This window comes from Lelliottia sp. SL45, from assembly GCF_026672535.1.
GTDB classification, from domain to species: Bacteria; Pseudomonadota; Gammaproteobacteria; order Enterobacterales; family Enterobacteriaceae; genus Enterobacter; species Enterobacter nimipressuralis.
The window spans coordinates 2,204,009-2,217,829 of record NZ_JAPPRH010000003.1; the positions used below are offsets into that span (position 1 = coordinate 2,204,009).

Sequence of the window (13,821 nt, forward strand, 5' to 3'; positions counted from 1 at the left end):
AACTAAGGCGAAACCTCCGCATGGCGGAGGTTTCTGTTTTTAAAGAGACGTTATCAAGCAAGAAGTACCCTGTCTCCGATGGCTTCTCGCCAGCCTCCCAGCCATTGTGACCTTTGATTTATCGTCTGATAAGGACACATTTCTTTTGAGCGTCCAGCGATGCCAGCCTGATAACCACGTTGATGAGCCCTTTCCAGGCGATCTCGTTTCTGTCTCTTCATGCCTCGTTTCCCTCATTCTTTGGTCTGGTGGAAAGAAAACAGTGTATGCAAAACGTGCAAACACAGATAACGAATAACCCGAATCACGCCATGCGTCAATGCGCAAAATTCACGCCAGTGTCATATTTGTGAGCTACACAGAAGATCATTTGTACAAAAATTGTGAGCTGGAACAAGTAACAGCCTGAACAAAAACCGAAAAAAAAGCCGCCATCAGCGAAACGCGGATGGCGGCTTAACATCATGAATTTTGCTTATGGCAGGCGAGAAATCTCCTGGGCGATGCTGGCAGATTCCTGTGCCCAGCCCTGGGCCAGGGCTTTCACCATAGCGTCGTAACCATCCTCCTGCTGTTTCAGCTCAAGATGGAACGGGCGCTTAATCAGCTGCCCCTGATGGTTTAGCAGCCACTCACCGCTGATCACCACTCTGCCATCGTAGCGTCCATGGAAACCCGTCACATTGACGTTGAGGGTATCCTGGTCGCTGCCCAGAGGCTGTGAGGCAACAACCCATCCGGGCAACTGGCTGCTCAGGTTCGCCACCAGCGTATTGCGCAGCTGTTGATCCAAGGGGCTGGCCCACAGATTGTTATTCGCAATCACATACTGCACGTCGCTGGTCTGATACACCACGCCGTTGCCGGCGAGGGAATCGGGGATCGTGACCTGCTCAACCCACAGCAGGCGATGTCCCTGGCTGGCGCTACTCTGCCCGCCCATCTGAGCCCCCATCGGCAGCTGGTAGTAACTCTTGGTATCGCTTCCTGAACTACAGGCCGTTAAAACCAGTGCTCCGACGATTAATAGCCATTTTTTCATTATTTTGCCCTCTTCGGCTCAGGATCTTTTTTGTCCTTCGCTTCAAATACCAGCGCGTTGCTCTTCTCATTCAGCGTTTTCAGAACCGGCTGCAATTCGCGCAGGACCTGATCCAGGCGCTGCATATCCGCCACCATTTTGTTGTACGCCGCCGAGCCTGGCTGGAAGCCTTGCATACTGCGGTTAAGCTCACGCAGCGTTTTCTGCATATCCTGCGGAAGCTGCTGCATCGACTGGTTAGCCGTAATTTTATTGATGTTATCCAGTGTGGTCTGCAGACGACGCATCGTGGCCTGGCTTTCCGTCAGACTGTTGGTCGCTTGCTCAAGCATCGGATTCAACGGCAGGTTGTTAATCTTATCCAGAGTCTCCATCAAGCGCTGCTGGATCTGCGCCAGACCGCTGCTGACGGTTGGGATAATGGTGTAGCCACCGAATTCACGCGCACCGGTAATCGCTGGCGCTTTCGGATAGAAGTCCATATCCACATACAGGGCGCCCGTCACCAGGTTGCCGGTTTTCAGCGAGCCACGTAACCCGCGACTCAACAGCTGATTAATATGCGTGCCGATATCCTGGTTCTGTCCAATCTGGGCCAGTAAGCGTTCTGGTTCAATGCGGATCAACACCGGGATACGATAGTCGTCATCCAGTACCTGATTCAGGCCCGGCACAAAGTACGGCACCTGACCTACTGTACCCAGGCGGATGCCACGGAATTCCACCGGCGCACCTGGTTGTAGGCCACGAACAGAGTCCTTGAAGAACATCAGATAGTCGACATGATCGGTATAGAGTGCATCCTGGATGCTTTTCTGATCGTCAAACAGTCTGAACGCGGTTTTTGGCGCGACCGGCTGCCCCAGATCCATCCCCTCAGGCACGTCAAAACTCACCCCGCCGCCAAACAGCGTGGTCAGAGAACCCATCTCTACGCGCATCCCCGCCGACGTCAGATCTACCGCGATACCGCTGTCTTTCCAGAAGCGTACGTTGCTGGTCACCAGACGGTCGTTTGGTGCATTGATAAACAGCTGATAGCTGATAGTACGTTTTTGCGCATCGAAGGTACTGGTTTCCACCGAGCCCACGCGGTAACCACGGAACAGCACCGGATCGCCAGGGCTGAGCTGCCCCGCTTTCTTGCTGTCGAGGGTCACCCGGATACCTTTCGCGTCTGGCGGCGCAAGCGGCGGTGCATCCAGCAGTTGATAATGCCCGGGCTGGCTGCCCTTCGCGCCGGGCTGAAGCTCAATGTAAGCCCCGGAAAGCAGCGTCCCCAGGCCGCTGATCCCTTCGCGTCCGACCTGCGGTTTAACCACCCAGAAGACGGAATCGCCATGCAGCAGCTTCTCCATGCCGGAATGAAGGCGCGCTTTGATTTCAACGTGTGTGAGATCGTCAGTCAGCGTCGCACTCTCGACGACACCCACGTCAACGCTGCGGCTCTTGATGGTGGTTTTGCCCCCTTCAATGCCTTCGGCGTTAGTCGTGATCAGCGTCACTTCCGGCCCTTGATGGCTGTAATGATAAAACAGGATCCAGGCTCCGATCAGCGCTGTGACGATGGGGAAGATCCACACCGGCGACCAGTTCTTGACCTTCTGCACTTTCGCCTCTCCACTCTTATTTTCCATGCTTTCACTCTTCCTCATGGCTTGACTCTGGCTCACGATCCCAGGATAAACGCGGGTCGAAAGTCAGGGCCGCAAACATCGTCATGACAACGACCAACGCAAACATCAGCGCGCCCATAGCGGGATAAATACTCATCAGTCCACCCATGCGCACCAGCGCGGAGAGAACGGCAATCACAAACACGTCGATCATTGACCAGCGGCCAACAAATTCGACGACTTCATAAATCAGATGCATGCGTTCGCTGTCGCGCTTTCCATGGCCTTTGGCATCCCAGCACAGCCAGGCAATCGCGATCATCTTTAAGGTGGGAACCATAATACTGGCAATGAAAATCACCATCGCCACCGGATAAGATCCCTCGCCCCACAGCAACACCACCCCGGCCAGGATCGTCGAGGGCATTTTATCTCCCAGCAGATCCGTGATCATGATGGGTAAAATATTGGCCGGCAGATAAAGCATGATGGAGGTGACCAGTAAGGCCATCGTCCATTGCAGACTGTTTTTGCGCCGCACATGCCCCTTCGTGCCACAACGCGGGCACTCTTCCACATCAGCAGGCAGAATGGCGGTACAGCACGTACAGGAGCGCAATCCCTGGCGAATTCCGGGCACGCCCACTTTTACGGTCTGGTTTAGCGTTGGCGCAGGTGCAATATCATCCCAGGTCCAGCGGCGGTCGACACACTGGAAGGCGCGCAGCTGTAGCATGCAGTACAGACACCAGGGAACAAAACTGCTGCCGATGCCGACGTCGCCATAGGCCATCAGCTTCACAAAACTGACCAAAATCCCCGCGAGGAAAATCTCCGCCATCCCCCAGCTTTTCAGCTGGAAAAGAATCCGGGCAAGCAGGATTTTGACTTTAATGGGCATCCGGACGCGGTTTACCAGCAGTAAAATCACGACCAGGCAAAACGCCGGAACGATTTGCACAAAGAGAAGAAAGAAGGTGCCAAGGCTGGCGTAATCTTCCGAGAACATGACGCCTGGGATCTCCAGCAAATTGACTTCGCTGGTCATCCCGCCAACTTTCATATAGATGAACGGAAAAAGATTCGAGAGCAGCAGCATAAACAGTGCCGCAAGCGCATAAGCAGTGGGACGCTGCCTTGGCGCGTCCCACTCTGTCGTCAGCGTTGCCCCACAACGGGGGCATGCCGCCTTATGTCCGTGACCCATCTCAGGCAGCGCCACGAGCATATCGCATTGCGAGCATAAAATATGCCGGTCGGCATGGTGCTGATCACACATCGGGTATCCCTGTTTATGCGCCGTTTTTGAGTGCCTCAAGGTACTCCCAGCGCTCAAATGCCTCTTCCAGCGCCTTTTCGGCCTGGGAAAGCTCTGCCAATATTTTCTGAGTATAGTCGTGTGGCTGGCTAAAGAAGGATGCATCAGCAACTTGAGCCTGTAATGATTCCAGTTGCGTTTCCAGCTCTTCAAGACGCTGCGGCAACCCTTCCAGTTCGCGCTGCAGGTTATAGCTCATTTTGACCGTCGGCTTTTTGACAGTTTCTGCTTTTGCGACAAGCGGTTGCGATCCCGTTTTAGATTTGGACTGTTTATGCGCTAAGGATTGCGCCTGTTGCCCACGCGCGTCTTGATAACCGCCCACATATTGACCAATACGACCTTCGCCTTCAAAAATCCAGCATTCGGTGACGGTGTTGTCCACAAACTGACGGTCGTGGCTCACCAGCATCACGGTGCCCTGATAGCCGTCGATCAGCTCTTCGAGCAGTTCCAGGGTTTCGACATCCAGATCGTTCGTCGGTTCATCGAGAATCAACAGGTTGCTGGGTTTCAGGAACAAACGCGCCAGCAGAAGTCGGTTACGTTCCCCACCGGAGAGCGCGCGAACAGGCGTCATGGCGCGTTTTGGATGGAAAAGGAAGTCCTGCAGATAGCCCAGCACATGGCGCGGTTTCCCGTTAACCATCACCTCTTGCTTGCCTTCTGCCAGGTTATCCATCACCGTTCTTTCAGGATCAAGCTCAGTACGGTGCTGATCGAAATAGGCCACTTCCAGTTTAGTCCCGCAGTGAACACGGCCGCTGTCAGCCTGTAGCTGGCCCAGCATCAGTTTCAGCAGCGTGGATTTACCGCAGCCGTTCGGGCCGATCAGTGCAATTTTATCGCCGCGCTGAACCTGCGCGGAGAAATCGGTCACCAGCACTTTGCCGTCGACCTGGTAGTTCACGTTTTCCATTTCGAAGACAATTTTGCCGGAACGAGAGGCCTCTTCGACCTGCATCTTCGCGCTGCCCATCACTTCACGGCGCTGGCTGCGTTCGTTACGCATCGCTTTCAGGGCACGCACGCGGCCTTCGTTACGGGTACGACGCGCTTTGATGCCCTGACGGATCCACACCTCTTCCTGCGCCAGTTTGCGGTCAAACTCGGCGTTTTGCAGCTCTTCAACGCGCAGGTTCTCTTCTTTTTCCAGCAGATAGGTGTCGTAATCGCCCGGATACGTGACCAGCTTGCCGCGATCGAGATCGACAATACGGGTGGCCATATTGCGGATAAATGAACGGTCGTGCGAGATAAAGATAATGGTGCCATTGAAGGTTTTCAGGAACCCTTCCAGCCAGTCGATGGTTTCGATATCCAGGTGGTTCGTCGGTTCATCGAGCAGCAGCACTTTTGGCCCGCAGACCAGTGCGCGGCCAAGCGCCGCTTTACGCAGCCAGCCACCAGACAGAGAAGCCAGCGCCATATCGGCCTCAAGGCCAAGCTGCTCCAGCACTTCATTGATGCGGTCTTCCAGCTGCCACAGGCCGTGGTGATCCAGCAAATCCTGCAGGCGCGCCATCTCGTTGAGGTTTTTTTCGCTCGGATCGGTCATCACCAGATGCGAAATATCGTGATAGCCTTTCAGGTATTCGGCCTGCTCGGAGATCCCTTCGGCGACAAAATCATAGACGCTGCCCGCGACGTTGCGCGGCGGATCCTGTTGCAGACGAGAAACGATCAGATCCTGCTCATAAACGATACGTCCATCGTCCAGACCCTGCTCACGGTTGAGGATCTTCATCAGCGTGGATTTACCCGCGCCGTTACGGCCCACCAAACAGACGCGTTCGTTGTCTTCGATGTGCAGTTCTGTATCGTCGAGAAGTGGCGCATCGCTGAAGGACAGCCATGCGCCGTGCATGCTAATTAATGACATTTAAATTTCCTTTCAGACTGCGGTAATCAACCAGCAGTTGTGAATTTGACGGTTACGGGCGAAGTCCTGAGACAGCGTTTTTTGACTGATTTCTTGTGCTTTCAGCCCCAGTTTTTCCAGCCCGTCATTGTCCATGCGGAAGCCGCGTTTGTTGTTCGAGAACATAATGGTGCCGCCTTTACGCAGCAGACGTTTCAGGTCGGTCATCAGACGCAGGTGATCGCGCTGAACGTCGAAGGTGTCTTCCATACGCTTGGAGTTGGAGAAGGTCGGCGGATCGATGAAGATCAGATCGAACTGTTCATCCGTATCGCGCAGCCAGCCCAGTACATCGGCCTGCAGCAGACGGTGCTGACGACCGGTCAGGCCGTTAAGACGCAGGTTGCGCTCCGCCCACTCCAGATAGGTACGCGACATGTCTACCGTGGTGGTGCTACGCGCACCGCCCAGACCCGCATGAACGCTGGCGCTGCCGGTATAAGCGAACAGGTTCAGGAAGTCTTTACCTTTGCTCATCTGGCCCAGCATACGACGCGCGATACGGTGATCGAGGAACAGACCGGTGTCCAGATAGTCTGTCAGGTTCACCCACAGGCGCGCATTGTATTCGCCCACCTCGATAAAGTCGCCCTTATCGCCCATTTTCTGATACTGATTGGTCCCTTTCTGACGCTCACGGGTCTTCAGGATCAGTTTGTTCGGCGCAATGCCCATCACGCCAATTGTCGCCGCGATGATGTCCAGCAAACGCTGGCGCGCTTTTTGGGCATCAATGGTTTTCGGCGCAGCGTATTCCTGCACCACGACCCAGTCCGCATAACGGTCTACCGCAACGTTATATTCCGGCAAATCGGCATCGTAAATGCGATAGCATTCAATGCCTTCCTGTTTCGCCCATTTTTCGAATTTCTTCAGATTCTTACGCAGACGGTTAGCGTAGTCTTCCGCCACTGTCGATGGCTTGCTGTCGCCATCTTTCTCGGTCAGATGGTAGTTTTTCTGTACGCAGTCCAGCGGGCCGTTTTTGGCTTTGAACTGACGCTCGGCGCGGAGTTGGAGGCAGCTCAGCAGCTCAGGAGAACCGCTAAACAGCGACAGATTCCAGCCGCCGAAATAATCTTTCATGGTGCGACCCAGCAGACTGTGCAGCGCAATCAGCGCCGGTTCGCTATCGAGACGTTCGCCGTACGGCGGGTTACTGATCACCGTACCGTAAGGGCCTTTCGGCAGCGGGTTGGTTAGCTGGGAGACGTCTTTCACCTCGAAGTCGATCAGTTCGCCGATACCGGCGCGGCGGGCGTTGCTGCGCGCGCGTTCAATTACGCGAGCGTCGCTGTCCGAGCCGTAGAAACGGGAGGTGTAATCAGCCAGGCCTTTACGCGCACGAACCTGTGCTTCGGCTTTGACCTCTTTCCAGATGGCGTCGTCATGCTGTGCCCAGCCGCTAAAGCCCCACTGCCCGCGATGCAATCCTGGCGCGCGGTCGGTGGCCAGCATGGCCGCTTCAATCAGCAAGGTGCCGGAACCGCACATTGGGTCGATCATCGGCGTGCCCGGCAGCCAGCCAGAGCGCATCACAATGGCCGCAGCCAGGTTTTCTTTGATCGGCGCAATACCGGCGCGATCGCGGTAACCGCGCTGGTGCAGGCCTTCGCCGCAGAGATCCAGAGAAATATTGGCGGTCTCTTTATTGAGCCACACGTTGATGCGCAGATCGGGATTTTCACGATCGACGTTCGGGCGTTCAAGATTTTTACGCGTGAAGCTGTCGACGATGGCGTCTTTCACCTTCAGTGCACCGTACTGGCTGTTACGGATTTCGTCGTTCAGACCGCTGAAATGCACGGCAAAGGTCGCACCCGGGGCGAAAATCTCTGTCCAGTCGATCGCTTGCACGCCGAGATACAGATCAAGGTCGCTGTAGACCTTGCAGGCACCCAGCGGCAACATGATGCGCGACGCCAGGCGACTCCACATCAGGCTCTGGTAAATAAGCCGTGTGTCGCCCTCAAAGTGGACACCACCCTGAACCACCTGACACTCAAGCGCGCCAAGGCTTTCCAGTTCAGTTTTTAACAGCTCTTCCAGCCCACGGGCCGTACTGGCAAACAGAGAATTCATATCGTCACTTATTACTCGTAGAAAATTGCTGCGCATTATAGCTAATATGCGCTCTATGTCATAAAGTTGAAGGCTTATTTTCAAATCGTTCGAGGGCGTGAACAGTGGCGACGTTATCCAGGCTTTTTATTCATCCGGTCAAATCCATGCGTGGTATTGGCCTGACCCATGCGCTTGCTGACGTCAGCGGCTTTGCCTTCGATCGCATATTTATGATTACCGAACCGGACGGCACCTTCATCACCGCCCGTCAGTTCCCGCAGATGGTGCGTTTTATCCCGGCTCCCCTGCACGACGGCCTGCATTTGACGGCGCCGGATGGCTCAAGCGTGATTGCACGCTTTACTGATTTTGCCCCCGTTGATGCCCCGACAGAAGTGTGGGGTAACCATTTCACCGCCCGCATCGCCCCGGATGAGATTAACACCTGGCTGAGCGGTTTCTTCTCCCGCGCGGTGCAGCTGCGCTGGGTCGGCCCGGAGCTTACGCGCCGCGTGAAGCGTTTCGAAGCCGTCCCCCTCTCCTTTGCCGACGGTTTTCCCTATCTGCTGACGAATGACGCCTCCCTGCGCGATCTGCAAAACCGCTGTTCCGCCAGCGTGCAGATGGAGCAGTTCCGCCCGAATCTGGTCGTGACGGGCGCACAGGCCTGGGAAGAAGATACCTGGAAAGTGATCCGTATCGGCAGCGTGATCTTTGATGTGGTGAAACCGTGCAGCCGTTGTATTTTCACCACCATCAGCCCGGAAAAAGGGCAAAAACACCCTTCCGGCGAGCCGCTGAAAACCTTACAGTCTTTCCGCACCGCACAGGATAACGGCGATGTCGATTTTGGTCAGAACCTGATCCCGCGCACCAGCGGCGTGATTCGCGTCGGCGACGAGATTGAGATCCTCGCAACGGGTCCTGCCCGAGTTTACGGCCCAGGGCCGGAAGAAGAAGCGCTTGAAGCTGAAACGCTGCCTGTCACAAAGGTGACGCTTCAGTGGGAGGGACAAACCTTACCGGGGAATAATCAGCAGGTACTGCTTGAACAGCTGGAACAAGCGGGGATCCGCGTGCCCTATTCGTGTCGTGCGGGGATCTGTGGAAGCTGTCGCATCACTCTGGTCGATGGCGAAGTGACGGCGCTGAAGAAATCAGCCGTAAGCGAAGATGGTACGATTCTGTGCTGTAGCTGCATTCCGAAAACGTCGTTGCAGCTAGAGCGCTAAACAGCCTGTTCGAGGCTAAAGGAATCCATACGCAGCTGCGGTTTAAGCCGGTCGTTCATCACTTTAATCGCATCACCCAGCTGCATTGTGCGCCCGGCAATCACCACGCCGGGTTGCGCCAGCAAACAGAGCGCGGCGTTTTCGCCCGGCTCAACCACTAACAAACTCACCTCTTCCGAAGTATCGCTGAGATTGACGCAGGCCGCATCGCCGGTGACCGGCGACCATGCTTGACCATGAGCGAGGAAGTGCCAGCTTTTTGGCATCTGCGGTTTCAGGAAGCGAATCGCCACCAGCGCATTCAGCACCAGCTCGGCACGCTGCTCTTTAGAGAGAATAAGATCGCGACATTTCTCTTCAAAAGAGAAAAACAGGGCTGCATCGTCAACACAAAAGCCTGACGGTGCAAACGCATCCGGGGTCAGCATTCGGCGAGCAAAACGAGAGCGAAATAACATACCATTGGCTAAATCGAGCATCATTCGATCGTGCTCTTCGCAAAAATACCAGCGCCAGTTATCGTCAGGTTTTATTCGCATTTTCCTCTCCTTCCCCACAACGTCCTGTTCTTAAAATGTCCAAATTATCGCTTCGTTTATAACATCAATAATAAAAGACCATAATGTCTAAATAAGCAACAAAGACGGAATATAAAACAACCAGGGCTGGAAATAAAGCCCTGGTTGTCTGATATGGAGAAAAGATTAGATATGATTAACGATTTCTTTAATCAATTGTGGGCCTTTAAAAATAAAGCCGGAATAGATTTGCACCAGTGAGGCACCTGCCGCCATCTTCTCGCGAGCCGCGATGACAGAGTCGATCCCGCCCACGCCGATGATCGGTAAGCGACCTTTTAATTCCGCCGACAAGGCACGAATAATTTCGGTGCTTTTTAATTGTACCGGACGACCACTTAAGCCACCCATTTCGTCGCAGTTTTTCATTCCCTGCACAAGGGCGCGATCGAGCGTAGTATTGGTGGCAATAACACCATCAATATTATGGCGAACCAAACTGTCGGCTACCTGGATCAATTCTTCGACAGAAAGATCCGGGGCGATCTTAACGGCGATCGGAACATATTTATGATGGGTCGCCTGGAGTTCATTCTGTTTATTTTTAATCGCACTTAACAGATCGTCCAGCGCTTCACCATATTGCAGCGTACGCAAGCCAGGGGTATTTGGCGAAGAGATATTTATCGCGATATAACCGGCATAGGCATAGACTTTTTCCATACAAATCAGATAGTCATCTTTACCCTGCTCAACCGGCGTATCTTTATTTTTGCCGATATTAATTCCCAGCACACCGTCAAAATGGGCTTTTTTAACGTTCTCCACCAGATGATCAACACCGTGGTTATTGAAGCCCATCCGGTTGATCAACCCTTCTGCTTCAACCAGGCGGAACAGGCGCGGCTTGTCGTTCCCGTCCTGCGCGCGCGGCGTCACGGTGCCCACTTCGATGGAGCCAAACCCCATCGCGCCAAGAGCGTCAATGCACTCACCATTTTTGTCGAGACCTGCTGCCAGACCCAGTGGGTTCTTAAACGTCAGGCCCATGCACTGGACAGGTTTTTCCTGCACTTTCTGGCGCACCAGCGCCTCAAGAGGCGTTCCTGTAATGCGGCGTAACTGCTGGAATGTCAATTCATGAGCGCGCTCTGGATCGAGCTGAAAAAGGGCTTTACGAACGAAGGGGTAGTACATGAACTCTCCTGGATTCCGGTATGCAAACCGGACACGGATTATCAGCGATCGCGCCAGGAAAGGGAATTGACCTGTGGCAAAAAATCATCGTAAAGCGCAATCGTTTTCCTTTCTGCCTCTTTCTTATGCAATTTTCGGCATTTTAATTTCAGATAAATCATTTAGTGGAATAACCGTGCAATGTCACACTCGTGAAAATTGTTATGAATGTTAGATAAAAGCAAACAAATAGTTATAAGGAGCAAACATGCGCGTCATCACGTTGGCCGGAAGTCCGCGTTTCCCTTCTCGCTCCAGCGCCCTGCTGGAATACGCCCGCGAACAGCTCAACTCGCTGAACGTCGAGGTGTGCCACTGGAACTTGCAAAACTTTGAGCCGGAAGATCTTCTTTATGCCCGCTTCGACAGCCCGGCATTACAGGCGCTGATCGAACAGCTCAAAGGAGCCGACGGGCTGATCGTGGCGACACCGATCTATAAAGCCTCTTTCTCAGGCGCGCTGAAAACCCTGCTCGATCTTCTGCCTGAACGTGCGCTGGAGGGAAAAGTGGTTCTCCCTCTGGCGACCGGCGGCACCGTTGCGCACATGCTGGCGGTGGATTACGCCCTCAAGCCAGTCCTGAATGCGCTCAAAGCCCAGGAGATCCTGCACGGGGTGTTTGCCGATGACTCTCAGGTGATCGATTACCAGCATAAACCGCAGTTCACCCCGAACCTGCACCTGCGCCTTGATAGCGCGCTGGAAACCTTCTGGCAGGCGTTGCATCGCCGCGATGTGCAAGCCCCCGCCTTTGGCCGTCTGAAAGGAGTCGCCCATGTTTAAATATCTTCTGACCGCCCTGTTCGCTGTTTCTGCACTTGCGCAGGCGGCTGAACCGGCGCCTGAAAGCCTGCGTATCGGATATCAAAAAGGCAGCGTCAGCATGGTGCTGGCGAAAAGCCATCAGCTGCTGGAGAAGCGCTATCCTGACACCAAATTCTCATGGATCGAGTTCCCGGCCGGGCCGCAGATGCTGGAGGCGTTGAACGTCGGCAGTATTGATTTGGGCAGTACCGGCGATATCCCTCCTATTTTTGCCCAAGCTGCCGGAGCGGATCTGGTTTATGTCGGCGTCGAGCCGCCAAAGCCGAAAGCGGAAGTGATTCTGGTGCCTGAAAACAGCCCGATCAAAACCGTCGCCGATCTGAAAGGCCACAAAGTCGCCTTCCAGAAAGGTTCAAGCTCCCACAACCTGCTCTTGCGCGCCCTTCAACAGGCGGGTCTGACGTTCAAGGATATTCAGCCTGTCTACTTAACCCCGGCAGACGCCCGCGCGGCGTTCCAGCAAAATAATGTTGATGCCTGGGCGATCTGGGACCCGTACTATTCTGCCGCCTTATTGCAGGGCGGCGTTCGGGTGCTGAAAGATGGCGAAACGCTGAAGCAGACCGGTTCGTTCTATCTTGCCGCGCGTCCGTATGCGGAAAAGAATGGCGACTTTGTTCAGGGTGTGCTGCAGACCTTTAGCGAGGCGGATGCGCTGACTCAGAGTCAGCGTCAGGAAAGCATCGTCCTGCTGGCCAAAACCATGGGCCTGCCGGAGCCGGTGATCGCTAGCTATCTGGATCATCGCCCGAAGACGGTAATTAAACCCGTCGACGCGAAAACCGCTGTCCTGCAGCAGCAAACCGCAGATCTGTTCTACGAGAACCGTCTCGTGCCGAAAAAAATCGATATTCGCGACCGTATCTGGCAACCCTCTGACAAAGAAGGATCGAAATCATGAGTCTGAATCTGTTCTGGTTTTTACCGACCCACGGTGATGGGCATTATCTTGGCACCGAAGAGGGTGCTCGCCCGGTAGACTACGGCTATCTGCAGCAAATCGCGCAGGCCGCCGACAGAATCGGTTTTACCGGCGTGCTGATCCCGACAGGGCGCTCCTGCGAGGATGCATGGCTGGTGGCCGCTTCGATGATACCGGTCACGCAGCGTCTGAAATTCCTGGTGGCCCTGCGACCGAGCGTGGTCTCCCCAACCGTTGCCGCCCGTCAGGCCGCGACGCTGGATCGTCTTTCCAATGGCCGCGCCCTGTTTAACCTGGTGACCGGCAGCGATCCGCAAGAGCTGGCCGCCGACGGCGTGTTCCTCGATCACACGGAACGTTACGAGGCCTCTGCGGAATTTACCCGCGTCTGGCGCCGTCTGCTGGAGGGCGAAACCGTCACCTACGAGGGCAAACATATCCACGTTCGCGATGCGAAGCTGCTGTTTGCGCCGGTGCAACAGCCGCGTCCCCCACTCTACTTTGGCGGATCGTCAGATGTCGCGCAGGATCTGGCTGCTGAACAGGTTGATCTCTATCTGACCTGGGGCGAACCGCCTGAGCTGGTGAAAGAGAAAATTGAGCAGGTGCGCGCCAAAGCCGCCGCGCATGGGCGCAAAGTGCGCTTCGGCATTCGCCTGCACGTCATCGTGCGAGAAACGAACGCCGAAGCCTGGCAGGCCGCCGACCGGCTGATTTCACATCTGGACGATGACACCATCGCCAAAGCGCAGGCAGCCTTTGCGAAGACTGATTCCGTAGGACAGCACCGAATGGCCTCCCTGCATAAAGGCAACAAGGACAATCTCGAAATCAGCCCGAATCTGTGGGCGGGTGTAGGCCTGGTTCGCGGCGGCGCGGGTACGGCGCTGGTGGGCGATGGTCCTACGGTCGCGGCGCGGATCAACGAGTATGCCGATCTGGGTATCGACAGCTTTATCTTGTCTGGCTATCCGCATCTGGAAGAAGCATACAACGTCGGCGAACTGCTGTTCCCGCATCTGGATGTGGCCATCCCGGAAATCCCGCAGCCGCGCGCGCTCCAGCTTCAGGGCGAAGCCGTAGCGAATGAGTTTATCCCGCGAAAAGTCTCGCAGAGCTAACGAGG

Annotated in this window: 12 protein-coding genes; 4 read left to right on the top strand and 8 right to left on the bottom strand. The window is 55.0% G+C overall.

Features of this window, described 5'->3' with window-relative positions; all coding sequences use genetic code 11:
• Positions 1–53: 53 nt before the first annotated feature.
• The 6 genes from rmf to rlmKL form a co-directional block, all read right to left on the bottom strand.
• Positions 54–221: a ribosome modulation factor gene (rmf, locus tag OVA10_RS16985; protein WP_100780687.1), complete on the bottom strand. Its 168-nt coding sequence runs from the start codon at positions 219–221 to the stop codon at positions 54–56.
• Between the two features lie 254 nt (positions 222–475).
• The gene (gene pqiC / locus OVA10_RS16990) at positions 476–1,042 is read right to left on the bottom strand and encodes a membrane integrity-associated transporter subunit PqiC (protein ID WP_100780688.1); all 567 of its coding nucleotides are present in this window, start codon (positions 1,040–1,042) and stop codon (positions 476–478) included.
• Complete coding sequence (gene pqiB / locus OVA10_RS16995; RefSeq protein ID WP_100780689.1) at positions 1,042–2,679, bottom strand: intermembrane transport protein PqiB; 1,638 nt, start codon at positions 2,677–2,679, stop codon at positions 1,042–1,044. Before pqiB ends, pqiC begins: the two co-directional genes overlap by 1 nt.
• Positions 2,680–2,683: 4 nt before the next feature.
• Positions 2,684–3,937, bottom strand: a complete 1,254-nt coding sequence (pqiA, locus tag OVA10_RS17000) for a membrane integrity-associated transporter subunit PqiA (protein WP_268196492.1) — start codon at positions 3,935–3,937, stop codon at positions 2,684–2,686.
• A 13-nt stretch (positions 3,938–3,950) separates the two neighbouring features.
• On the bottom strand, positions 3,951–5,858 hold the full coding sequence (locus OVA10_RS17005) for an ABC transporter ATP-binding protein (protein WP_102105593.1): 1,908 nt from the start codon (positions 5,856–5,858) through the stop codon (positions 3,951–3,953).
• A gap of 12 nt (positions 5,859–5,870) precedes the next feature.
• Positions 5,871–7,979 (bottom strand): bifunctional 23S rRNA (guanine(2069)-N(7))-methyltransferase RlmK/23S rRNA (guanine(2445)-N(2))-methyltransferase RlmL, encoded by a 2,109-nt coding sequence (gene rlmKL / locus OVA10_RS17010; protein WP_102105594.1) that lies wholly within the window; start codon positions 7,977–7,979, stop codon positions 5,871–5,873.
• Positions 7,980–8,083: 104 nt separating this feature from the next.
• Here rlmKL and OVA10_RS17015 point away from each other — a divergent pair, with 104 nt between their 5' ends.
• Entirely contained in the window at positions 8,084–9,193 is a 1,110-nt protein-coding gene (locus OVA10_RS17015) for a YcbX family protein (protein WP_123429143.1), read from the top strand.
• On the opposite strand, the gene zapC is transcribed toward OVA10_RS17015, so the two are convergent.
• Both zapC and pyrD read right to left on the bottom strand, forming a co-directional pair.
• A complete protein-coding gene (gene zapC, locus OVA10_RS17020; RefSeq protein ID WP_100780694.1) occupies positions 9,190–9,732 on the bottom strand; it encodes a cell division protein ZapC in 543 nt (180 codons plus the stop codon). The two genes, OVA10_RS17015 and zapC, sit on opposite strands and share 4 nt — an antisense overlap.
• A gap of 165 nt (positions 9,733–9,897) precedes the next feature.
• Entirely contained in the window at positions 9,898–10,908 is a 1,011-nt protein-coding gene (gene pyrD / locus OVA10_RS17025) for a quinone-dependent dihydroorotate dehydrogenase (RefSeq protein WP_102105596.1), read from the bottom strand.
• Between the two features lie 247 nt (positions 10,909–11,155).
• On the opposite strand from pyrD, the gene ssuE reads away from it, so the two are divergent.
• From ssuE to ssuD, 3 genes are read left to right on the top strand one after another with little or no spacing between them, the layout of a single operon-like run.
• The gene (ssuE, locus tag OVA10_RS17030) at positions 11,156–11,731 is read left to right on the top strand and encodes an NADPH-dependent FMN reductase (RefSeq protein WP_100780696.1); all 576 of its coding nucleotides are present in this window, start codon (positions 11,156–11,158) and stop codon (positions 11,729–11,731) included.
• Entirely contained in the window at positions 11,724–12,674 is a 951-nt protein-coding gene (locus tag OVA10_RS17035; protein ID WP_268196493.1) for a sulfonate ABC transporter substrate-binding protein, read from the top strand. The genes ssuE and OVA10_RS17035 overlap by 8 nt, the downstream gene beginning before the upstream one ends.
• A complete protein-coding gene (gene ssuD / locus OVA10_RS17040; protein ID WP_142503529.1) occupies positions 12,671–13,816 on the top strand; it encodes an FMNH2-dependent alkanesulfonate monooxygenase in 1,146 nt (381 codons plus the stop codon). Before OVA10_RS17035 ends, ssuD begins: the two co-directional genes overlap by 4 nt.
• Positions 13,817–13,821 lie beyond the last annotated feature (5 nt).